At 62.5% G+C, this 22,525-nt stretch carries 17 protein-coding genes; 12 read left to right on the plus strand and 5 right to left on the minus strand.

Features of this window, described 5'->3' with window-relative positions:
* Positions 1-427: 427 nt before the first annotated feature.
* Positions 428-3,736: a DNA polymerase III subunit alpha gene (gene dnaE, locus E3O49_RS10415; protein WP_134451514.1), complete on the minus strand. Its 3,309-nt coding sequence runs from the start codon at positions 3,734-3,736 to the stop codon at positions 428-430.
* A 121-nt stretch (positions 3,737-3,857) separates the two neighbouring features.
* On the opposite strand from dnaE, the gene E3O49_RS10420 reads away from it, so the two are divergent.
* Complete coding sequence (locus E3O49_RS10420) at positions 3,858-4,487, plus strand: hypothetical protein (RefSeq protein ID WP_134451516.1); 630 nt, start codon at positions 3,858-3,860, stop codon at positions 4,485-4,487.
* 21 nt (positions 4,488-4,508) lie between these two features.
* On the opposite strand, the gene E3O49_RS10425 is transcribed toward E3O49_RS10420, so the two are convergent.
* Together E3O49_RS10425 and E3O49_RS10430 are read right to left on the minus strand one after the other, a co-directional pair.
* Positions 4,509-5,066 (minus strand): recombinase family protein, encoded by a 558-nt coding sequence (locus E3O49_RS10425; protein ID WP_244285289.1) that lies wholly within the window; start codon positions 5,064-5,066, stop codon positions 4,509-4,511.
* Positions 5,067-5,217: 151 nt separating this feature from the next.
* Positions 5,218-6,498, minus strand: coding sequence for a hypothetical protein (locus tag E3O49_RS10430; protein WP_134451519.1), 1,281 nt, complete (start codon positions 6,496-6,498; stop codon positions 5,218-5,220).
* A gap of 211 nt (positions 6,499-6,709) precedes the next feature.
* On the opposite strand from E3O49_RS10430, the gene E3O49_RS10435 reads away from it, so the two are divergent.
* From E3O49_RS10435 to E3O49_RS10445, 3 genes are read left to right on the plus strand one after another with little or no spacing between them, the layout of a single operon-like run.
* Positions 6,710-8,662, plus strand: a complete 1,953-nt coding sequence (locus E3O49_RS10435; protein WP_134451520.1) for a type I restriction-modification system subunit M — start codon at positions 6,710-6,712, stop codon at positions 8,660-8,662.
* 47 nt (positions 8,663-8,709) lie between these two features.
* Complete coding sequence (locus tag E3O49_RS10440) at positions 8,710-9,831, plus strand: restriction endonuclease subunit S (RefSeq protein WP_134451522.1); 1,122 nt, start codon at positions 8,710-8,712, stop codon at positions 9,829-9,831.
* Entirely contained in the window at positions 9,828-12,938 is a 3,111-nt protein-coding gene (locus E3O49_RS10445) for a type I restriction endonuclease subunit R (protein WP_134451524.1), read from the plus strand. Before E3O49_RS10440 ends, E3O49_RS10445 begins: the two co-directional genes overlap by 4 nt.
* 384 nt (positions 12,939-13,322) lie before the next feature.
* Here E3O49_RS10445 and E3O49_RS10450 read toward each other — a convergent pair whose 3' ends face one another.
* Positions 13,323-14,393 (minus strand): hypothetical protein, encoded by a 1,071-nt coding sequence (locus E3O49_RS10450; protein ID WP_134451526.1) that lies wholly within the window; start codon positions 14,391-14,393, stop codon positions 13,323-13,325.
* Positions 14,394-14,644: 251 nt separating this feature from the next.
* On the opposite strand from E3O49_RS10450, the gene E3O49_RS10455 reads away from it, so the two are divergent.
* From E3O49_RS10455 to E3O49_RS10490, 8 genes are all read left to right on the plus strand, one after another.
* Entirely contained in the window at positions 14,645-15,037 is a 393-nt protein-coding gene (locus E3O49_RS10455) for a primase-like DNA-binding domain-containing protein (protein WP_160141083.1), read from the plus strand.
* 267 nt (positions 15,038-15,304) lie between these two features.
* Positions 15,305-16,099 (plus strand): hypothetical protein, encoded by a 795-nt coding sequence (locus E3O49_RS10460; RefSeq protein ID WP_134451529.1) that lies wholly within the window; start codon positions 15,305-15,307, stop codon positions 16,097-16,099.
* A 231-nt stretch (positions 16,100-16,330) separates the two neighbouring features.
* Positions 16,331-17,002, plus strand: coding sequence for a Fic family protein (locus E3O49_RS10465; RefSeq protein ID WP_198417484.1), 672 nt, complete (start codon positions 16,331-16,333; stop codon positions 17,000-17,002).
* A gap of 131 nt (positions 17,003-17,133) precedes the next feature.
* A complete protein-coding gene (locus tag E3O49_RS10470) occupies positions 17,134-17,763 on the plus strand; it encodes a hypothetical protein (RefSeq protein WP_134451531.1) in 630 nt (209 codons plus the stop codon).
* 209 nt (positions 17,764-17,972) lie between these two features.
* Positions 17,973-18,590 (plus strand): hypothetical protein, encoded by a 618-nt coding sequence (locus E3O49_RS10475; RefSeq protein WP_134451532.1) that lies wholly within the window; start codon positions 17,973-17,975, stop codon positions 18,588-18,590.
* A 142-nt stretch (positions 18,591-18,732) separates the two neighbouring features.
* Complete coding sequence (locus tag E3O49_RS10480; RefSeq protein ID WP_134451534.1) at positions 18,733-19,284, plus strand: hypothetical protein; 552 nt, start codon at positions 18,733-18,735, stop codon at positions 19,282-19,284.
* Between the two features lie 620 nt (positions 19,285-19,904).
* A complete protein-coding gene (locus E3O49_RS10485; protein ID WP_134451536.1) occupies positions 19,905-20,231 on the plus strand; it encodes a hypothetical protein in 327 nt (108 codons plus the stop codon).
* Positions 20,228-20,968, plus strand: a complete 741-nt coding sequence (locus E3O49_RS10490) for a type II toxin-antitoxin system RelE family toxin (RefSeq protein WP_134451538.1) — start codon at positions 20,228-20,230, stop codon at positions 20,966-20,968. The genes E3O49_RS10485 and E3O49_RS10490 overlap by 4 nt, the downstream gene beginning before the upstream one ends.
* Positions 20,969-21,268: 300 nt before the next feature.
* On the opposite strand, the gene E3O49_RS10495 is transcribed toward E3O49_RS10490, so the two are convergent.
* A complete protein-coding gene (locus E3O49_RS10495; RefSeq protein ID WP_134451540.1) occupies positions 21,269-22,432 on the minus strand; it encodes a zinc ribbon domain-containing protein in 1,164 nt (387 codons plus the stop codon).
* Between the last annotated feature and the right edge of the window lie 93 nt (positions 22,433-22,525).

Consider the following 22,525-nt stretch of genomic DNA (forward strand, 5'->3'; position numbering starts at 1 on the left):
ATGCCGTACCTCGATCTCCAGGTCGTGTGCGTCTCGGCATCGAAAGCCTGCACGATCGCGCAGCTACTTTCGGCGCGTGCTTGCCGCTCTTCGAGGGTGACCGACGTGTGACCAGTAGGCACAAGTACAAGATCGTCTGTACGTCTCCCCGGCGCCACCAGCAGCTAAATGAGCGTGACATCCTGCCGTCACGCGTGGGCTCATCCGCTGTCCCGTAAGCCGGACCCTCATGGCACAGAGCCAAGGTCTGCGGAGGCGTGAATGAGCTGTGCATGCGCGTGCGGAATTTGTGCTGCCGGGTATGGAAATCGACACGAAACGGCCATGGAGCTTCTGCTGAAGGGACCGTCCCGTTTGCTCCGCCCGGGAGAATTCGCAGTCAGGCGCGTCTAAAGGAACGTCCGTCCCGTGAATAGCGTCGGTGACTTCACGCTCTCCGCCGCCACATCTGAATGACGTTGTCCGCAGCCTCCGCCGCGACCACAACCCGCTCCCTCTCGGCAGCGTGGCGCGCCCGCACCTTCCCTGCCACGTCGAGCAGGTCCCACATCTGCTCGCCGGTCACTGAGACTCCGCGGGCACCGGTCCTCCGGGTCCGGCCGCGGATCAGCGCATAGTGAGTGCGGAACACAGGTGCCCCGATCGCAGCCTGTGCGTCGTGGAAGAACACCACGTTGGACACCGGCCCGCTGCCGTCGTCGAGGGAGAGGAACACGACACGTTTGCCGCTTCGCATCGGGGGAGTGTGGGTGGCGCGGCGGACCCCGGCGACCAGGACTTCAGTGCCGCCCGGCAGGTTCACGAGCTCCGACGCGGGCGTGACCCCGAGTTCCTTGAAGAGTGGGTAGAACCGGGTCATTTGGTGGTGGCTGACGGCGAGGCCGAGGTCTCGGAGTTCCACGTCTGTTTGGGTGCGGCCGCGCAGGTCGAGGGCCGTGACCGAGCGGTCGAAGTCGGGCAGCGGTAGTTCAATGTCGAAGGCCAGTTGGTCGGGGCCGACGGGGAGGGCCTTGCCGCCGAGGCCTTGGATGTGGGCAAGAAGGTCGCCGCGGCGGGCCCGGTCGTAGCCGATGAACGAGTCCAGGGCGCCGACCCGGGCGAACGCTGCGAACGTGCGCCGGCGCGGCCGCACCCTGTCCCGGAAGTCCTGCAATGAGGAGAACGGTTGATGTTCCGCGATCCGCTGCCGCTCGAGCGCGCTGGATCCGGCGAGTTCTGGCAGGGCGAGGCGGATGGCGAGCTGCCCGTCGCCCAGTTGCTCGACCCGGTAGTCCAACGCCGACTTCTGGACGTCGAGGCCGAGGACTGGGACGCCGAGGTTGCGGGCTTCGGCGATGATCAGGTCCTTGGGCCACATGCCGGGATCGTGGGTGAGCAGCCCGGCGAAGAACGTCGCCGGGTGATGCGTTTTCAGCCACGCGCTCTCATACGTGGTCCGGGCGAACGCGGCCCCGTGCGCTTTGGCGAACCCAAAGCTGCCGAACCCGGACAGCACCTTCCACGCCCGATCCACGACAGGCTGGTTGAACCCGCGGCCGGCGGCCTGTTTCCGCACGTACGCTTCGATCTCGGCGAGGTCATCGGACTTCCCGAGGTGCCGGCGGAACACATCGGCTTTGCCCATCCCGCAGCCGGTCAGCTCGTCGAAGAGGCGCATGACCTGTTCGTGGAAGACGACGACACCGTTGGTTTCGGCGAGGAACGGTTTGAACCGTGGATGCATGTGGTCGGGTGCGACCTCCCCGTGCCGCGCCTTCAGATACTGGAGGGGCATGTTCGCTTGCATGGGGCCGGGGCGGAACAAGCTGATCTCCACGGTCAGGTCGTTGAACACTTCCGGTTGGAGCTTCCCGATCAGCTCCATCTGCCCGGGCGACTCGAGTTGGAAGACGCCGAGGGTGCGGGTGGTGCGGAGCATCTCGTAGGTGGGTTCATCGTCGAGGGGGACCCGGTCCAGGTCGATGGTCTCGCCGGTGAGTCGACGGTGCTCCTCGATCGCGTAGGCCATCGCGCTCTGCATTCGGACACCCAGGATGTCGAGTTTGATCAGACCCAATGGATCCATGTCGTGCTTGTCGTACTGCGACATCGGCAGCCCCATGCCCGAGCGTTGCACCGGAGTGCGGTCAAGGAGAGAGGTGTCGGAGAGGATGACGCCGCACGGGTGCACGCTAATGTGGCGGGGGAGCCGGTCGAGCTTCGCGGTCAGGTCCACCAGCTGGTCCAGCTGCTGCGACTCGCGCACCTGCGCGGCAAGTTCCGCGAGCTCCGGCTTCTCCTCGAGCGCCCGGCGGAAGTCGCGAGCGTTGAACCGCCACATCTGCTTCGCGATCGCCGCGACCTGGTCCTCGGGCATGCCGAGCGCGAGCCCGGCGTCCCGGACGGCGCCCCGCCCCCGGTAGGCGTTGGTCATCGACATCAGTGACACCCGGTCGGCACCGAACACCTGGAACACTTCCCGATAGATGTCGTGACGCCGGGCGGATTCGACGTCGATGTCGATGTCGGGGAGGGTCTGGCGTTCGGGGGAGAGGAACCGTTCCCAGATGAGGCCGTTCTCGATCGGTTCGACCGAGGAGGTGCGGAGCGCGTAGTTGAGGACCGAACCGACACCGGAACCCCGGGCCTGCACCCGAACGCCCATGCCCCGGATCAGGTCGGCGACCCGGGCGACGGTCAAGAAGTACGCGGCGAACCCGAGGTGCTCGACCGTCTCCATCTCATGCGCGAGCTCCAGGTGCGCGGCGCGGGCGAGGGTGGTGCCGGCGTAGCGGTCGTCGATGCCGTGCCGGGCCCGCCGCCACAGCTCAGCCACCGGGTCACCAACGACGCCGATGATCGCGGCCTCCGGCATCCGTGGTGTGCCAAGTCCGATGTCTCCGGCTGGGTCCAGGGCGCACCGGTCCGCCAGCTCGTGCGTGGTGCGGAGCAGTTGGTCGAGGGCGTCGGGGTTTCGGGCGCCGGCGTCGACGACCATTCGGGCCACCTGGCGCATGTATGACCCGTCTTTCAGCCATGCCTGCCCGTTCGCCTGCGGTTCCTCGAGCTGGGCGAGCGGGGTGAGGAGCCGGGTAGCGTCGGCGAGGTCTGCGGTCGCCCCGTCACCAGGCTCCCCGTACCGGACCGCGTTGGAGAGGATGGCGGGGGTCCCTGTGTCCTCTGCGAGGCCCAGCATCCGGGTGGCTGCGGCCACGGAACCGCGCTGGCCGGCAGGTGCGAGATGGCAGACGACCTCGAGCGTGACGGACCCGATCGGCATGACCCGGAGCCACGCGCGCAACCCCGCGACGGACTCTAGGTTGTCCCGGCGTTCCACCGCGAGCCCCACATCAGAGAGCGGGCCGAGGAGCACGGTCAGGGTACGACCCTCCGCCCAGGTGGCCAGTCGGCGCCGGTCGATGCTCGGCACCCGGCCTGCTTCGTGGGCGGAGCTCACGGCCCGGCAGAGAGCGGCGTAGCCGCGACCGTCCCGGCCGTGGGCTAGCAGGGTCACCCGGCCAAGCGGACGATGCTCATCATCGTGGACGGCTAGATCCGCGCCGAGGCCCGCCCGGATCCCGGCGGCCGCGCACGCCCGCACGTGCTTCACTGCCCCGTACAGCCCATCCCGGTCAGTGAGAGCGAGGAAGTCAGCGCCGGCGGCTGCCGCCTGGTCGACGAGGGCCTCGGGCATGGTCACCCCGTAATGCGGGGAGTACGCGGAGGCAACGTGGAGGTGCGGGAAGCTCTGTCCCATCCGTACCTCCAACCCCTGCTATCGAACGTTTATTCGATATGGGGAGTGTAGGTCTGGGCTCTGACACTGACAAGGTCTGGCGTGTACGATTCCGGTGAGATGGCCAGCTTCAAGCCGTGAATTGACCGTCGCCGCGTCATTGATGTCCTACCGGGAAAATGGAGCTCAATTGTCGAGCAGCGATGCAACTGGCCCGTGGCATTCAGGACGACGGTTGATTGGGGGCGCTCTCGCTTTGTGCCTGATTTTGACTCTTTCGGCCTGCTCTGATTTGCAAGCGCACGTCCGAGAGCAAGCTCTGGCGAATGCTCGCATCACCATCGAGAAGGTCTCCGCCCTCGCTGTCGAAAACGCTATTGGCCTCGACATCGACAGCTACGTGGCTGCGGTGACCGCGGGAGAGGCCTGGCCCAAGCCCGTGTTCGCCACAGTCCGCCAGGACATGGGTCAAGAACTCCCCGCTTGGGCGAGAGGAGCGTCCTTCGGCGCAGTCATCGACCAGTCGGGTTCCTACCCGGTAGTGCGGACTAACTACGCTGCGCAGGGGCAAGCTTCCGCCGGAAGTGGATTCAATTCCAGGATCGCCCGCGTGCTGGTCTGTGTGAGCATCGGCGTCGGGTACTTAGGAGGGCGAGTCGATGTGAATATGCCCCCGTCTATTCTTGCCGTGGAATGCCCTGCTGACGTGCAGAGGTATTACGGCGCGGACGAACTAGTCACGCTGGACGAGGTGCTCGCTGCACCGCTGTGACCTCGCACCTCCGGCTCTGCCCTACTTGGCGTACTTCCCTGAGCCGTTGAGCGCCGCGTAGAGTGTCTGCCGCGACACTCCGAGATCCCGGGCGATCTTTGCCTTTGGCACGTCCTGAGCGATCCGCTCGCTAGCTTGCTGGACCTGCTCGGGGGTGAGTTTCGGAGCTTTCTCGTACTTCCCGTCCCGCTTGGCGATCGCTATGCCCTCGGCCTGCCGTTCCCGGATGGTCTTGCGCTCCAGCTGCGCGATGGCAGCGAGAACCGTGAGCATGAACTCGCCTTGGGGGGTATCCGTATTCAGGGCCGGGTTGTCGACGAACTCCAACGCGACGCCCTTCGCCTTGAGCTGTTCGACGAGCGCGAGAAGATCAGTCGTCGACCGTGCAAGTCGGTCCGGTGACTTCACCCGAACCTTGTCCCCATCGCGCACGTAGGTGAGCATCTCCTGGAGCTTGGCTCGGTCTTCGGTGTTCTTGCCCGAAACCTTCTCGGAGAACATCTTGTCCACCGTGCCGAGCGCTTCAAACTGCCGCGCTTCGTTCTGGTCGGCGGCGCTAACGCGCACGTAGCCGACCACCTGCCCTTTATGTCCAGACATGTCTAAGACCCCCCGTCGCTTCTGTCCAACAGTACCGAACACCCACCCTGATTGACGTGACTTTCGAGCGATCTGGAACTGCTCAGTGGGGTACACCCTGATGGACGATCACGCCACTCGCGTCTATGCGTCAGGTCGCACGCGACTGGCTGTAAATGAGTCCTGAGTCGACGCGTCGCGTATTGATGTGTTCTTGCAGAATCCAAGCAGCTCCCGCGGTGGGCGTCGTCGCCTCGAAGATCCCGAGAGGCATGTGCACTTCCTTGCGGTCATCCCAGTCGAGCACTGAAACGTTTGCGTGGGCGAGCGCCACGACTACTTCCACACCAAGATCCCGCACTGCTAGACAGAGATCGAGGAACTCCCGCCTGCGGAGGTCCGACACGTTAGTCGGGGTCCAGCGAGGATCCTCGGGAGTTGGATTTACTCCACCACCGCGGTGAATAAGCAGCACATCGACGCCGCTCAGTCTCTCGGGTCTGTAAAGCACGCGTTCTAGCCGAGACACGAACGCGAGCAACGGGTCCGTCGTGTTCGTGGCAGTGTTTGACGAAACTAAAATCGGGTCACCGTGGTGGATCTGTGCCCCCGCATGGTCCAGTACTCCTCGCACGACGTCAAGAGCTGTTGATCCCGACTTCGTGGTCATCTGCCTGAGGCTCAACTGATCTCGCTCAGTGTCGACCTCGCCCCAGTAGCCGACGTCGAGGCTGCTGGCGGGGTCCGCGTTGCCACCTTCCAAGACGGTGGACCAATGGCTCAGCGTGTGCACCAGGTAATTTAAAAGATGATTCTCCTGCGATGCCCACCGCTCAGTCGTAGCGGTGGTCCAGAACGCATAGTTGAGTTGTGCACCTTCCGCCCCAAAGTCCTGCCCAAGGCGATAGCGGAGGCGGCGAAGGAGGATTCTGACCTCTGCCGGGCGTTTCGCCAGAGTCCGCCAAGCGGAGTTCCCACTTTTGGCTTCGAGTGCTTCGAGGACTTCGGCCGTCAGATATCGATCGAGCCGCAAACCAGTCCCGCCGCGCTGGTACGGGCGTATAAGTCCGAGCCAAGTTCCGTTGTCTTGGTCCAGGTCCTCCATTTTGTCTTGAGGCGTTTTGTCTTTGAGTTGTTTGAGGTCGAGTTGAACGGCGCCGCGCCACAGGCCCATCGCCTGTCCGATGGCCAAAGCGACCTCTTTGCGAGCGGTGCCCACGGTTGCTCGATCCGCCTCGCAATAGAAGCGCAACGCAACACGTACGCCTTGAGTATCCGTCTCGCGCTTGCCCTCGGGCAGTCGGTCGAGGCCGACCGCCTCGCAGCACCGTAGAGAGCATCCGGCGTCGCGCTCAGCCCGATTACTCGACGCGGCCAGGGCTTCGGCGGCCTGCGCGACAGCCCAATTCACGGAGAGTTGGATACCTGCCATGAGAGCCACCCTAACGGCGAGACCGGTGCTCCGTCTTGCATCCATGAGTCGCACCTGTCGCCGCCGGCGGCTCAGATGCGTGTCGAAGACGCCCCACACCGACCAAGGAGGAGAGCGGTGCACCCACAGGGACAGGGCGAGCCGGGCGTGTCAATTTGGCGTTTCTCATACACTCGAATGAGGTAACAAACAGGACTAGGACTGAGTGGGCATGACAGACACAGCAATGATTTCCGCAAGCTCAACAACGACAGCGCGAATCGTCTGGGACACGGCCGACAAGTTCCTCCGCGACGTGGTCGAGGAGGAGGACTACGGCGACTACATCCTCCCGTTCACTGTCCTGCGTCGCTTGGAAGGCATGCTGGCCGACTCCAAGGACGAGGTCGTCCAGTTCGTGCAAGGACTCGGCGCGCTGCCGCCCCACCTCATCGACATCGCGGTCAAGGACAAGTTCGGCCTGAGCTTCTACAACGTATCCCCGTTGGACCTAGCAACCATCGCCTCGGTCGACGACAACGTCGACAAATCCCTTCTGAGCTACGTCTCCGGGTTCTCTAACAACATCGGCGACATCTGGACCGCCTTCGATTTTCCGAGGCGGGTCGCGACCCTGGCTTCGGCGAACCGTCTGCACGCGGTCATCAAGCACTTTTCTAACCTGGATCTGAATCCTTCAGGCGTCGCCAACACGGCAATGGGCGACATCTTTGAGGATGTCATGTATCGGGCCTTCAACAAGAAAGGAAAGGCTGCCGGCGCTTTTTACACCCCACGCGATGCCATCCGGCTCATGGTGGACATCCTGTTCGCCGCCGACGAGGACTCTCTAGTCGGGGAGAGCACGCTGCGCTCTATCTATGATCCGACCGCGGGATCTGGCGGTATGCTGATCGTCGCTCAGGACGCCCTGCGCGATCTGAACCCGGATATCAAGGTCACGCTCTTCGGGCAGGAGCTCATGGATTCGGCCTTCGGGCTCGGCAAGGCCGACCTGGTCATTCAGGGAGGCCGCCCGGATGCCATCAGGCAGGGGAACACGCTCGTAAGCGACCTTTACGATGGCCAGACCTTCGACTACGTCCTTTCGAACCCTCCCTTTGGCAAGGACTGGTCGGCAGACCAGAAGACGGTCCGTGAACAGGCGAAGGTGCCGGACTCCCGGTTCAGTCACGGCCTGCCGAGCACCAGCGACGGACAGATGCTGTTCCTTGCGCACTGCGCCTCAAAACTCAGTCCAGCCGACAAGAAAGGCCACGGCGGCCGCGCGGCTGTCGTCTCCAACGCCTCACCGCTGTCCAGTAGCGACAAGGGCCCGAACGCGATCCGCCAGTGGCTGCTCGAGGAGGACCTCATCGACGCGATTGTCGCGCTGCCCGCGGACATGTTTTACGGCACCGGAATCGCGACCTACGTCTGGATCCTCGACGCGAACAAGGATCTCGAACGGAAGGGAAAGATCCAGCTCATCGACGGCTCCGGCGGATGGGAGCCGATGCGGAAGCCAATGGGCGACAAGCGCAGGGAGATGAGCAAGGATAATCGACGCGTGGTGCTCGAAGCGTATAAGGCGTTCGAGGATGCGGACTCGATGATCTCGCGCGTGATGACTCCTGAGGACCTCATGTTCCGGGACGTGCCGGTCTACAGGCAGGCTCGGTTCGCGACCCGCTTCAGCGAGCAGGCGGTCGACGAGCTCCGCAGTCGCAGTGACTTCACCGATGCGCACGTCGAGGTGCTGCGCTCTCTCGACGGCACGCCCTGGAGCGAGTTGCCGAATACGTTCCCGCAAGCTGCGGGGGTCGCTGGGCTGAAGGCTCCCCTCGGCCTCGTCGACGCTGTCATGTTGGCCTTGGCGGTGGCGGACGACTCTGCGCCTCTGGCCGTAGACCGAAAGGGCAAGCCCGTCGTTAATGACGGCTGGAAGATCACCGAGCGCGTGCCGCTGAGTGAAGACGTTGCCGAACATTTGGAGCGCGAGGTGCTGCCGTTCGCTCCGGACGCCCAATGGGACGAAAGCAAAGCCAAATATGGCACCGAGATTCCGTTCACCCGGATCTTCTTCGTGCCTAAGGAACCGCGCCCACTGGTCGATATTGATGCGGACGTGCAGATGATCATGGGTGAGCTTGCCGAGATGTTCAAGGTGGTGAGCGAAGAGTGATCAGTCACACAGTGCACAAGTCTGGACTTGAAAGCACGTTGTTTCCCATGGCTCCCATCGGCTCACTAGTTGTCGAACGCAGCGAGAAAGTCAGTGCGACCGATTTCCCCGCATTATCTGTAGGGAAACGTGGAGTTACTCCACAGCTTGAAGGAGTTGCCAAGACTCAAACCGATGGTGACCGTAAGCTCGTGCGAGCTGGTGATCTGGTCATCAATTCTCGCTCTGACCGCCGTGGGGCTGCGGGCCTAGCGAGGCAAGACGGAAGTGTCTCGCTGGTTTACTCTGTCATGACGCCGAAACCTGGAGTTCTGCTTGCTGAGTACGGGCATCACCTCCTGAGGAGTACTGCCTTCCAAGAAGAGTTCTTCCGTTGGGGTACGGGGATTGTCGATGATCTATGGTCAACAAATTTCACAAGGATGTCTCGCATACACATTCCTCTGCCACCACCAGGAGTACAGCGCTCAATCGCGGATCACCTCGACCAGGTCGATGCGATGATCGGCAAGCTTGACGATCTCACCGAGCAGTTGACCGCACACCGTAGGACGAATCTCGTCACCCTAGGTCGCCAGCTCGTCGCACCTGGCGAGCGGACGCGAGTCGGCTTGCTATTGACAAAACAGTCCCTCGACGCACGCCCGGGCGATGGTGTCGTGACCGCGTTCAGGGACGGACAGGTGACGCTTCGTTCTCGTCGGCGCGAAGAGGGTTTCACCATGTCATTCATTGAGGCTGGGTACCAAGGAGTCGAACCGGGGGACTTCGTGTTTCACGGACTCGACGGTTTCGCCGGAGCGGTGGGGGTCTCGGAAGACAGGGGGAAAGTCAGTCCTGTGTACCACGTGTGCAATGCGACACCCTTGGCGTCGGAGAGGTTCATGGCATGGGCGCTCAGAGCGTTGGCTGCCAACGGATTCCTTGAGGCCTACGCTTCCTCCGTGCGGCAACGGTCAGTTGACTTCCGAAACTGGACGACATTTGCCGGGCTGCCGATCACATACTTGCCACTGGACGAACAGCAACGCATCGCTAACCACCTCGACGAGGTCTTCGGCAAAATCAACGCCATGCTGGCGAGTGTCGCCAAGCTAAAAGAGCTTCTCGTTGAGCGGAGTTCCGCGTTCATCACCGCTGTTGTTACAGGGAAGAAGGAAGTCGCATGAGCCACGCGCAGTTGATGGAGTTGGAGTTTGAGACCAACCTCTGTGACGAGCTCTCCGGACGAGGCTGGCTCTACGAGAATTTCGGAAAACCGACTGGCTGGGACGCAGGCTTGGCGATGATCCCCAGCGACGTGCTTGCCTGGCTGAGCACCCAGTACCCCGACGAATTCGTCAAGGCGGTGCCTGACGACCTCGTCAACGGTGCCAAGGACGCCTCCGAGCGCAAGCTCCTCCAGCACCTCACCAGGGAGCTTGCGAAGGCGACAAGGACGGACACTACGACGGGCCACCCCGTTGGCGGTCTGTTGGGCGTGCTTCGGCGCGGCTTCAGCTACGCCCAGGTCGGGCGGCCCACCGCCAAGTTCGGGCCGATGATGACGTTCCCCCCGGCCAACCCGAGCCTCACCGAGGTGCTTGAGGCATCCGGCGCCGTTCGCCTTCGCATCCTTCGCCAAGTGCGTTTCGACACCGAGACCAACGACTCCATCGACGTCGTTCTGACCGCAAATGGCATCCCCGTAGTGACGATGGAACTGAAGACCGATAACACCCAAACGGTCAACCACGCCATCCGCCAGTACAAACAGGACCGCAAGCCCGGCAAGACCCGAGCGCTGCTAGGAGCCGGCCGTGTGTTGGTCCACTTCGCCGTATCCAACGACCTCGTGTTCATGACCACGAAACTCCAAGGCGAGGACACTGTTTTCCTGCCGTTCAACCGAGGCAACGACGGGCACGAGGGCAACCCGCCGTCCGACGGCTCCTCAACGAACTACCTCTGGAGAGACATCCTGGCCCGCCCGACCTTCATGCGCATCCTCAAGGACTTTGCGCTCTGGGAGCCGAGCAAGACCGGCAAGAAGGGCGAGGGGCGGCTCATCTTCCCGCGCTTCCACCAGCTGCGGGCCGTTGAGCGAGTGGTCAACGACATCGAGGTCAACGGCCCCGGTGGGCGCTACCTGATCTGGCACTCCGCGGGTTCCGGCAAGACAAAGACCATCGCATGGCTGAGTCACCGCCTCATCCGCCACATGAGTGCTGGCTCAAAGTCGACCTTCGATTCGGTGATCGTAGTCACTGATCGGACAGTGCTGGACGAAAACATCCGCGATGACATGAATCTGGTCCAGTCCAGCAAGGGTCTCGTGTTCACGGTCGGCGAGAAGTCCGGCGCGAAGTCTCCGCAGTTGAAGAAGGCCCTAGTTGAGGGCGACCACATCATCACCTGCACCTTGCAGACTTTCCCCGAGGTGATGAAGCTGATCGAAGATACCAGCGAGCTGCGAGGCAGGCGCTGGGCGGTCATCGCGGACGAGGCGCACTCGTCCCAGTCAGGCTCCACGGCGCGTGACCTTAAGGCGCTACTGGTCGATGTGGACCTCGGCGACGAGGAGGACATCAGCGCCGACGACCTGTTGCGGGCTAAGGACTCGGCCATCGCAGCGTCCAGCAACATCACGTTCGTCGCCCTGACTGCGACACCGAAAGGTAAGACGCTGCGGCTATTCGGCACCGAGCGCGACGGTAAGTGGGAAGCCTTCGACACCTACACCATGGCCCAGGCCATCGAGGAAGGCTTCATCCTGGACGTGCTGTCTAACTACTCGACCTACGATATGTTCCTCCGCGTCAAGAACAAATTGACTGAAGAAGCAGAGATCCAGGTGCGTACCGGTGAAGCGGTGACCAACATCGTCCGCTTCGCTCGGCTGCACCCGACCGCGATCGCCCAGAAAGTAAGGGTCGTGGTCGAGCACTTCCGACGAAACGTCATGCACGTTCTGGACGGCACCGCGAAGGCGATGGTCGTCACCACCACGCGCATCGAGGCATACCACTGGTCGATGAAGATGAACGAGTACATTGCGTCCCAGGGATACACCGACATGCGCACCCTCGTCGCGTTCTCAGGCACGCTCACCCCCGATGGGACGGACGGTGTGACCGAGGTGGGGCTGAACCAGCGCAGTGACACAGCCAAGGCATTTCGCGAAGAAGGTGAGTACCGCGTGCTCATCGTCGCGAACAAGTTCCAGACTGGCTTCGATGAGCCGCGCCTGGTGGCGATGTACGTCGACAAGAAGCTCTCTGGCGTCGCCACCGTCCAGACGCTCTCGCGCCTCAACCGCACCTATCCCGGCAAGCCCGCGCCGATGGTGGTGGACTTCCGAAACTCCCCTCAGAACATTCAGGACGACTTCAAGATCTACTACTCGGATGCCCACGTGACCGGAGACGTGGACCCCAACGTGATCTACACCATCTCTGACCGTTTGGACACCGCTGGCCTCTACAGCAGCGACGAGATGGTCGCAGTCGCGAAGGCATATTTGGAGAGCGAGAATGGCGAGGTGCTGGCAAAGACCCTCGGTCCCATCAAGGATCGTTGGAATGGACAGTGGAAGCAGGCCAACCTCAAGAAGGACAAGGCTAAACGTGAGGAACTGGAGAGCTTCCGGGCTGACGTGATCGGCTACAGGAACGCTTGGCAGTTCCTCAGCCAGATCGTCGACTACCAGGATCTGGACCTCCATCGCCGGGCCATCCTGACGACATTGTTGGCACGAAACTTGCACGTTGACGATCGCCAATATGACGACAGTTACCTAGAGGGTGTCCAGCTCTCTGGATTGAAGTTCATGCCTTCCGCAATCAACGCGGATCATTCGTTGACCGAGGGCAGCAGCGAAGGGATTAATCTGCCTGTGTTCGAGGGCGAACACAAGTCTGAGGGTGCTCCGAGTCGGGGTCCTCTCGATGAGGCGATCGAGCGCGTGAACGAGATGTTCCAGGCTAAGGGCGTCGATGTCAGCACAGCGAGCGTTGCTGGCTTCCTCACCACCTTCTGGGGATTCTTGGACGCCAACGCTGAAGCCGTCGCGATGGCTAAGAATAACTCCGTCGCACAACTCAAGGCGTCTGAGGGCTTTGGGGGAGCCGTTGGGCTGGCAGTGCTCAAGACTTTCCAGGAGACGCAGGAGATCCAGTCGTATATGACAGATCCTGGGTTCTTGGCGGAAGTTACGGAGGTCAGCGCCGACGCCCTTCACGCGCAGCACAATGCAGCGCCCTCGTCCGACCCTGCCGTGGATTACTTATTGGCATGACGACAATTCTCCAACGGCTGTGAGTCGGGGTTGATCTATGTGCCATGCTCGACGCCAGCGCGCCCGGTCGCAGGCCACGCTTGGCGAGCACGCGGGCGGTCGTGGCGCAGGCCGACTCACAGAGCAGGGCACGTTTGGAGCATGGACCATTCTGATCAAGGCCCCGCTGCCGAGGTCCGAATTGGCGACCTGATCACGGTCTGGGACGGCACTGGTTACCGGGTCCGAGAGGTCACTCCTTCCGCCTCCAGCAAGATCATTGAGATCGAGGCAATCGTGGAAGTTGTTGCCCCTGGTGGACCTGAACTCGGTCGCCGGTTCAGGCTCCGCAAGCGAGCCGGGACGATGCTGATAGTCGAGCGTGTTGGCTGAAACGGCATGGGGTCACGGCCCAGGCTGACCTGGGAGATTTGCCAACGATATTCGGTGCGCAGGCCATAGCCCTGTGGGCCCGTAAGGGGCTGTGAAGATGACATCGTGATCGGCTGCCACATTGGGTGATCCGAATTGGTCGCAGATGGTCGAGAACGTCATGCCTTCCCGGTACACCGCCTCGAGCGGAACCCCCCAAAGATGCGACAGCGTCTGAGCGTATTCCTCGAGGACGAAGCTCCCGACGAAGGCACCAGGATCGCCTGCAATCACCAGCGCCTTGTCATCACCACCGATAATCATGTGTTTCTTGTCTTTCCAAGACACTTTCGTCATGTAGCTAAGCCGTGCGTAAACCTCCCTGAACTGCGTCGGATGCAGTTTCATCCCGCGTGCGGCGTTGAGTTGAAGCTGCTGAACACCCTCCGAGCGGCCCCAATCCTGAAGAATGCACACGACCCCGATCCTTCCCATGCGAAGGCCGATTATTGGTACGTAGATGTCATCCATGTAGTCAAAGCGTCGTCCTGGCTCGTCATCGTCCAAGCACTCGAAGAAGTGGAAGCTGGCGGGTCCGGGCCCCTCCGGCTCCCAGCTGACGAACCCACCGGCTGATTGGAGGAGAAAATGGTGGAATGAAACGCTCTGGAGCTGTGACTCTGGAACTAGACGTTCGCCAGCTTGCTCTTTTACAAACCTTGGGCGGAGGCTCTCCTTGTAGAGAAGACCGTAGTAGATCTTCCCAAGCCAGATGAAAAGGTCCCGTCGGTCCAAGGTGCTGAAAGCTTCGATGCCAGCTAAGAACGCCGCTTTGACACGAGCCTCCACTGCGCTCAGGTCGCGCCCGTTGCAGATCAGGCAACAAGGCACAGTGAGCTGGCGGTATTGAAGCAACTCGTCGTTGAGCTGATGAACAGTGCCATTCCACAGATTCAATTCGTGCAGAAGCCATTTGGGGAACACATGTTCCACCGTGCGAAGCGGGGACCCTTCCGGGACGTGACATCCGCAGATGAAACAACGATCAGGCCCAAACTCCTGCGACCGAGCCTTCAGGAAATGATGATGGATGTCCGTAGGCATTTGCCCCCCAAGTCACGCGGCCGAGATGTTGGCGACACCGAGGCGAAGTTTTAGGTCAAACCTCACGGCTCAGACTATTCGCTCCATTCTTGCCCGGGACGACCTGGACTCGCCGACACCCGGTATGACGACTGCCCAGCTGCACACCTGTGTCGCAGAGCTTCCAACCGATTTCGAGAACGCCTCCTCCGGTTCGGCCATCGCTGTGGCGCTCCAATCGTCGTCGCCCTCTGCTGCGCCGCATCGCCGCAGTGCCAAGCCGCCTGCCGCCACCGCCACCAGCCGCCACCGCGGCCTGGCTGGCCAACTCCACCGCCGACGGCCAGATCCTCGCGTTCTGGCAAGCCTTCGCTGAGCTGTTCGCCTGTGACTTCTTGCCCGTCGATTTCCTGCACGCGCTCTACGCAGACTGGATGAGCCAGGAGTTCCCCACGGACACGCCTCTCTTGAAGAAGGCGTTCACCCGGCGCATCAAGACGGTCGCCACGGCGTCCGGCGAGTGGCTCTACACACGCTCGCGCCCCGGCTCGATGATGGACGCACCGGAGCCGCTCACGGCCCGTGCGCACGGCTGGGCCCGGGACAGATCCGAGAAGCCACAGTATGGCTTGCGCCGGAGCAAGTCCGCGACGATTACCCGCTGAGTGCGCGGCAGCTGCCAGACTCTGTGGTTCCTGCCCGAAGCGCCCTGCTTGTTCATAGAATTAATAAAGATTAATAGAAGTTAAGAGCCGTGCCTGAGCCGTTCGACCACGCCTTCCTCAAGCGCCGGCACCTGTTGGGCACAGAGAACAGAACGCTGCACCGCACCCAAACCAAGTTGCCTGATAAAGTTATCAGCGTGGAGCATAAATGCGACAGCAAGCGGGCTATGTAGCGTTCTCGCAACATATCGAGATATAGTTGCGTATATGCAACGCATCATCGACCAGATCATCGAGGGGTCCGGGCTGTCCAAGTCCGCCCTCGCGGCGCGGTCTGGGCTCGCGAGGTCGACGCAGTACCGGATACGCGATGGCCTCGTCGACCCAGCCATTGGCACCGTCCGCGAGCTTGCCCTGGCCGCAGGCTTTGAGCTCGTGCTCTCCCTGGCGCCGCTGTCAGACCCGGATGCGGCACGGGCAGCTCGGGTGATCCTTGATCCGCTGTACGAGGCTTCATACCTTCTGACCACAGGGACGACCGGAGAGGCGAAGAAAGTCGACGAATGGGTCGAGCGTCTTCGCCGGTGGGTGCCAGACGGCAACCCGGTGGACATCGTTTCGCAGGCCGGGCAGAGCTCGAGCCTGCTGCACCGACCCGGCACTGTGTTTCTGCGCGGCCACGTTACTGAGCTCAAGCTCGCCTCGGCTGGCGACTTCTCCCAGCAAGAATGGCTGATTTCCGGCGCTGCTGTCATCGACCGAATCGGCGTGCCGGATGACGAGGGGGCCCTGTACGGCGGTGCTCTGCCAGGCACCAGTGCCTGCCCGTACATCGTGCACACCGCAGATACTCACCGCTTCGCGCGACTCCTGGACAACATGGAGACGGTTCGCCCCAACAAGGCGAACGTCATCATCGCCGAGTACACCGCCGGCGTCGAGGTCGACTCGTGGGAGGACGGCAAGATCAAGCTCGCGGCTCCGATCCAGGGTCTGCTCGACGCCTTCGGCATCAGAGGCGCCCTCGGAATAGCCGCAGAGCGCATCGCCCGGAGCTGGTGAAGCATGGATGAGACCAGCAAGCCTCAGAACAGCCCGGATAAATACAGAGCCTGGGCCGTCAGCGCTGACCGCTTCGTGAAGCAGCCGAGACCGAAGCCGGCCAGCGCTACCGGCCGGCCGCCGGCGCCCCGTACCTCTCTCAGTTCCTCGGCAACGCAGGTCCAGCTCGAGGAGACCGGCATCACCTGGGATCGGTCCGTCGTCGATTGGTCGCTTCTCGAGCGCTCAACTGTGGACCGCGCGCGCAGCCGGTTCCGCGCCTCCCTGCCGGAGTACATCTGGGACGCTGCCGCGCTGGAAGGCAACCCGTACACGCTCCCTGAGGTGCAGACCCTCCTCGAAGGCATCACCGTCACCGGGCACCGCATCGCGGACCAGGACCAGATTCTCGCCCTCAACGACGGGTTCAACCTCACCGACGAGCTTGTTGGTACCAGCAAGTTCTACCTCGACAAGGCAACGAGCGATGAGATCCATGCAAAGGTCGCCGTTTATGAGGCGATCGAATCGGGTCACTTCCGCGGCGAGGGCTCAGCCGGCGGTGGCGGACACGTCAGTATCGGCGCCCTCGGAACCTTCCACGCCTCCGAGCCCGGCGAGAATGGCACGACCCTCAAGCGAGAATTCTCTCGCTTGAGGGCCTATCTCCTCGAAGACGTTGAAGACCCACGTGAACAAGCCATCGCGTACTTCTGCGCCGCGACGAGGCGACAGTTCTACTTCGACGGCAACAAGCGCACCGCGAAGCTGATGATGGCCGGGCACCTGATGCAGAACAGCTACGACGCGATCTCCATCTCGGCCAGACGCCAGCTGGAGTTCAACCAGCTCCTCGCCCCCCTGTTCGACACCGGCGAGGCCACCGCGATGATGCAGTTCATCATCGACTCGCGTCCCGCGTAACGCAGCAGGTCACCGAGCCGGAGCGCGGCGCCGCACGACGCACGCGAACACCCGCACCACGCGACACAGCACCACCTCGCCAGCCAATACGCTGAGCGAGCACCATCACATTCTTCTGGGGGGGAACCACCATGACCACATTCCGAAGCACCATCCTGGGCGCGAGCGTCGCGCTCGTACTCGCTACGGGCCTCACCGCAGGCCTCACCGGCTGCGCCAGCGGTACCAGCGCTCTGGGCGCCCTGGTGCCGACCGCAGCTGCTGAGGCACCCGCTGGAACACAGACCGCAGCCGCAGCCGCAGCAGTGACCGGCGACATCGTCGACGCCGCTCAGGCGGACGTGCTCCTCAAAGCCGGTGCGGGCCAGCGCGCGTACCCGATGGCCGACGGCACCTTCGTCGTCGTGACCAAGACGGAACCGCTGCCTGCTGCTGTGCAGGCTGACATGAACGCGAAGACCTCCGATGTTGTCGCAGCGAACCGCGACATCTCAGAAAACATGAACGCCGGCACCGCCGCCCTCCTCTCCGACGCTGGCAAGTCGGCAGCCGGTACGGGCAAGCGCATCATCTCCGTCTGGGGGCTCTTCGGTTACCCGGACATGGACGCTGAGACCAAGGTCTCCTACTGGACTATCAACGGCGGCCCGGCCGGCAGCGGCAAGCAGTTCTCGTCCCGTGCCGAGGCCGAGACGTTCGTGAACGCTTGGCTCACACAGCAGGACAACGCGAACGAATACGCGGTCGTCTACGGCGACTAAATTGGCGGGTTCCGTGTGACGGACGTAGCACTGCTCTCGACAGACGACGCCTGGCCCACTGATCTACCTGCTCCCGCGGAGTCGCGGCCATCTCCGCGGGATGAAGCTACGAAGGCAACCGCCTGCCCTTGCAAGGCTCGCCCGCAATCACCACCCCGCCAGCCAATACGCTGAGCGGGCACCGACACATCCCTTGGGGGGAACCAGCCATGACCGCATTCCGACGCACCATCCTCACCGGCAGCGCAGCACTGCTGCTCGCCGCCCTCCTCACCGGGTGCAGTCCCGCCAGCGGTGACGCCACCGGACTCATCCCGAGTGCTGGCCAGGGGTTGGCCAGTGAGACAGCGACTCCCACGCCGACCGCGATCCCCGGCGACCGCGACGGCAACGGCACGCTCTCCGAGTTCGAGAAGCAGATCCTGGCCAAGAGCGCCGTGCACGACTACACGATGCCCGACGGCAGCGTCGTCGCGATCGACCCGACACGGCCGCTGCCTGCTGAGGTGGCCGAGGTGGTCAAGAATGAAGCCGCACCGGATGCAGCCGCGCTCGGCACCGCCACGGGCAAGGAGCGGGAAGTCCAGCTCGGCAACGTCATGAGTCGGGCCGATGCAATTGCTGACGCGACCGGCAAGGACGTCATCTTCGTTTACCCCACCATCAGCGCGACCGATTCGCTCGGCGGTTACGAGAACGTGTGGGCCACCACGGCTTCGCATAAGGACTCAACCGGAATCGCCGCGGTTCAGAGCCGGGACGCTGTGCTGGCGGACGCTCAGAAGTGGGCTGCCAGTCGCGGATACGAAGTGATCATCTTCGAGTAGAACGTCTTCGAGTAGAACGCCGCGGCCGAGCCGCTGACCAGTTGCGCGTCAGAGGTGCCATGCAAGATCGAGATACAGCGCTTATGCGGCGCTGCACCAGCCAACTATCCGGGGGGAATAGACCAATGGGGAACAAGACCGCATGCTGATCCTGATGTACGCCTCGAAAGAGGAGATCGCCCGAGCACACCACGCGTATCTGGACGGGATCGGCGATGCGCAGGGCCGCATCCGCGAGCACCTCCGGGAGACCGGCGGCCCCGAGGCGGACGGCAGCATAGAGAGCCTCCGTGGCATCGGCCAGTGGTTCTTGGAGCACCTCCCGGAAACCGCCGAGCCGATGCCGACGTCCTGGATTCCGGCCTGGTGGAATCCCCAGTCTCCGCCCTCTGGAGACGGCGTCGACACGCACTCGCCCGTCACCCGGCAACAGCTGCGCCTGATCGACGAGGTCCACGCCTACGTCGCGGAAGTCGTCATGACCCACGCCAACAAGGCGCAATGGGTCGTGTACAAGGGCCGCCGGAAGAACATCCGTTTCGGAACGACGGTCATCCAGCTGACTAAGCGGCGCCAGTTCTATCCGAAATCTCTTGTCTACAAGGCAGCTCTCAACGAGGTGCTGCTCGACAAGCCGGTGGAGGCTGCGCTCTTCTACGATGTCGTCCGGCAGTACATCAGCGACGCGGGCTGACACGTCACTACCTCACACACGTCCTACGAAGGGTGCAACGCCATGTCGAATGCCGCAACAACCGAGGAACCCCAGAGCGCCACGCACCTCTGCCCCGCCTGCGGGACCTGGCTCTGCGACGACTGCGGCGCCCAGCGACCCTACGCCAGCAGATTCTCAGCCCAGGCGCAGCACTGCGCGAGCTGCCGAAGCCTGAGCGGGCACATGACGCCGGCACGTCATCGCACACGCCGCGCAGACGATCACGAGGCTTCGTATCAGTCGTGCATCGCCGACGGTCTCGCGCTGCGTTATCCGCTGGAGGACGCCCGTGGCGTCAATCAGCAACAGAACCGGGACGATGCTGCTGGTTGAGCGCGGCACGTTCACCCAGACAAGCAGAAGAAGGACGCGACAATGAACACCTCAAGCATCGACCTCGGCGCCCGCGTTGGACTCATCGGATATGTTCACGGCAACCTCCCGTTTCTCCGCGGTAGGCCGGACTGGCCTGTGACCGCATAGCTGTTGAATTCTCTGCGGACAGCGCGCGAAGTGCTGACCAAGGTGAACTCCCGTGCTCTAGCCGAAGCTGATAGCGGTCGTTGCAACAATGCACAGAGATGTGTACAGTTGCAAGCATGACAGCGCTGCGCATGCCCGTATCCACCGCCGCCCGCAAGGGGATCTCTGCGGTTGCCGCCGATGCGGCCCAGCAGCGTATCGTGCTCACGCGAATGGGTCATGACGTTGCTGTGATCGACTCGGCAGAGCGCCTCGACGAAACAGTGCGCGTGCTCAGAGACACATCGCGTGAGGTTCTGGGGGCATACGCGAATCTCGCCGAAGCTCGAGGCGGTCAGAACTCCTTGGCTGACGTGTGCGCCCGACTGGGTCTCAACGAGACCGTCGTTCGTGAGCGAGCTGTGCGGTTGCAGGCTGCGCAGATTCCTGCTGCACGCTATTGAAGCCTGGCAACCGTCTTCCCGACGACCAGGCCGAGATCGTCTTCTCCGACGTGTTCGTCGAGCAGCTGGAAGCCTGCTCCAGCGTAGAACGCCTCGAGATCATGACGACCGTGGTCGCCCTGTGCTCTGATCCTGGCGGAAGCCACACACTCAGTGCCCGGGGCAACGACCGCATGCTCGTCGGTTGGAACACCGTAGCCGTCGTAGAAAAGACGAAACGAGTTGTCTATCGCGTCGACGAGAACGTAGCGAGCATCTACGTGCTTTGCGTCGGACCTCGACGAAACGACGAGGTCTATGACCTGGCCACAAGCCTTGCCTCCTCCGGACTGTTGACCGACGAGGAGGTCACTCAGCTCTGGGAAGCGCTGAGCCTGCTCGACGTCGCCGCCGAGTCAGTAGGTCTCGATGGCTGGGACTACCTCCCCGAGGCTGCGCCGGATGGACAGCAGCGCGCTGCTGTAGCGGCCGGGCTGCTGTCCGAGTCCATGGCAGCGCTTCTGTCGAAGGATGAGATCTCAGCCGCTCTGGAGCGCGGCTGGGGCGAGAACGGGCCCGACAAGACCAAAGCGCTCCTCGCTGCGTTGCAACGTGCCCGCGGCGGCGCACACTTCGACTCAGCCGAGTGGGTAATGACCAATCGTCAAGAAGACCGGTGCAGCAAGCAGATGCCTCGAGCGGGCCGCAAGTGCATCCGCAAGGCCGGCCACCCCGGACCGCATCGCGCCAGCGCCTAGCAAAGGACAGTTCACGATCGCGCATGTCGGCGCCCTGGCACTCCCGGCGCCCTCAGACCCCGTTTTCTGCGCAGCCTCATGTCGGTTCAAGGGGGTGGTTTTTTACCCGTGATAATCGCACTTATCCCTACTATCGGCGCTAAGTTTCGCCTGCCGGAAGCGGACGCGATGGGGGGAAATCCTTTGCACCGTCAGCGTGAGCAAGTACACCAAGCAGTTTCGCTTTTCACATAGTTTCTTGAATCGCGTTGGCCGGCTGTTGGAGCCCGGCGAGGCCAACTGCAAAGGCCGTGTGCGCTTTTAGACGCGGGTCGAAGAGGGTTCTCGGCGCCGAGTTAGCCCAGTCGGAGGTGAACCCCAGTGCTGGGTGAATTGAGCGTCGATGATCTTCTTGACCGTCCCCCGATACATCCAGAGTTGAACAGAATCATTGTGGGAACGTCCCAAAATTGTTCGTGCTCCGTTGATGTCAGCGTGGGATTTTCGTCCGCAGAACCGGCAGCGGAAGAGTTCTCCGCTCCTGTTGCGGAAGTCTATGTTGGTGCAGCTCGCGCACTGCTGGCTCGTGTACGCAGGGTTCTCATACGTCACCGCGATGCCGGCCACTTCCGTGAGAGAGGTGAGTTTCGCTTTGACGGTAGCCCTCGCGGATCTGCTCAGTAGATGGTTCATGCGCGGACTCATGCCGCCGCCGCGAAAGTCGAGTCTCTCGACCACGATCGCTCGAATACTGCGCCGGGACAGCTGGTTCAGGATTCGGTTGACTTCGTTCACCGTGTGTTCGCGGATGCGGCGGGTCAGCGCCCGGTAACGCCGTGATGCGTTCAGCTTGATGCCTTGCTTCTGTAAGGCGCGCGTCAGCGCGAGACGTTCCGCGTCACGCTCTTTCAACCAAGGGAAAATGGTGTTGCCGAGCAGTTGCCCGTCCGACGTCGCAAACATGTGCAACAGGCCCCAATCCAGCCCTACCACTGCGCCGTCCTCGCGCAGCGGTGCGAGAGCGTTCTTCCGCAGCAAGCTGACGCTCACCTGGTTGTCCGTGTCGATGCGCACTTGCGCATAATGCAACACCCGACCGGGCGCAGTTTCCATGTGCTTATACGACGACAACGGAATCATGACGGGGTGGCCTCGATCCAGGGTGGAAATCTTCACCCAGTAATCGAAGGTCTTTGCGCGCGAACGCTCCACGTTCGCAATCAAGCTGTCCATCAGCATCGTGCGAATTGAGCCCAGACGCGGGCGCGGGTGCGACCGAGTCACCTGCTTGATCATTTGGCGCGACAACCGATACGCGGCTGCCGGTGGTGCCTCCTCATCTGTTGGGAGGAGAAGGGAACCGTCTTTGAGCCACCATGCCCGGAAGGCGTTCACCCGATACAGCCAGAATTGGGTGTTCTTCGGTAATTTTGACCCGCGAATTAGGGCCGCAACGCGCAGCTTCGCTATCTCTTCCCAGGTCACGTCCCGCTGAGTGGTGGAGTTTCTCGACACCGTGCGGGTCAGTTGATTTGATTATGCAGCAATGAGCTCGGGAATGGGAATCACCCCCGTCAG

Source organism: Cryobacterium shii (assembly GCF_004402595.1).
GTDB classification, from domain to species: domain Bacteria; phylum Actinomycetota; class Actinomycetes; order Actinomycetales; family Microbacteriaceae; genus Cryobacterium; species Cryobacterium shii.

Excerpts from the sequence above, each read along its gene's own strand:
- dnaE (WP_134451514.1), bottom strand. The coding sequence starts at position 3,736 with ATGGGACAGAGCTTCCCGCACCTCCACGTTGCCTCCGCGTACTCCCCG.
- E3O49_RS10430 (WP_134451519.1), bottom strand. The coding sequence starts at position 6,498 with ATGGCAGGTATCCAACTCTCCGTGAATTGGGCTGTCGCGCAGGCCGCC.
- E3O49_RS10435 (WP_134451520.1), top strand. The coding sequence starts at position 6,710 with ATGACAGACACAGCAATGATTTCCGCAAGCTCAACAACGACAGCGCGA.
- E3O49_RS10440 (WP_134451522.1), top strand. The coding sequence starts at position 8,710 with ATGGCTCCCATCGGCTCACTAGTTGTCGAACGCAGCGAGAAAGTCAGT.
- E3O49_RS10445 (WP_134451524.1), top strand. The coding sequence starts at position 9,828 with ATGAGCCACGCGCAGTTGATGGAGTTGGAGTTTGAGACCAACCTCTGT.
- E3O49_RS10450 (WP_134451526.1), bottom strand. The coding sequence starts at position 14,393 with ATGCCTACGGACATCCATCATCATTTCCTGAAGGCTCGGTCGCAGGAG.
- E3O49_RS10460 (WP_134451529.1), top strand. The coding sequence starts at position 15,305 with ATGCAACGCATCATCGACCAGATCATCGAGGGGTCCGGGCTGTCCAAG.
- E3O49_RS10470 (WP_134451531.1), top strand. The coding sequence starts at position 17,134 with ATGACCACATTCCGAAGCACCATCCTGGGCGCGAGCGTCGCGCTCGTA.
- E3O49_RS10475 (WP_134451532.1), top strand. The coding sequence starts at position 17,973 with ATGACCGCATTCCGACGCACCATCCTCACCGGCAGCGCAGCACTGCTG.
- E3O49_RS10480 (WP_134451534.1), top strand. The coding sequence starts at position 18,733 with ATGCTGATCCTGATGTACGCCTCGAAAGAGGAGATCGCCCGAGCACAC.
- E3O49_RS10485 (WP_134451536.1), top strand. The coding sequence starts at position 19,905 with ATGACAGCGCTGCGCATGCCCGTATCCACCGCCGCCCGCAAGGGGATC.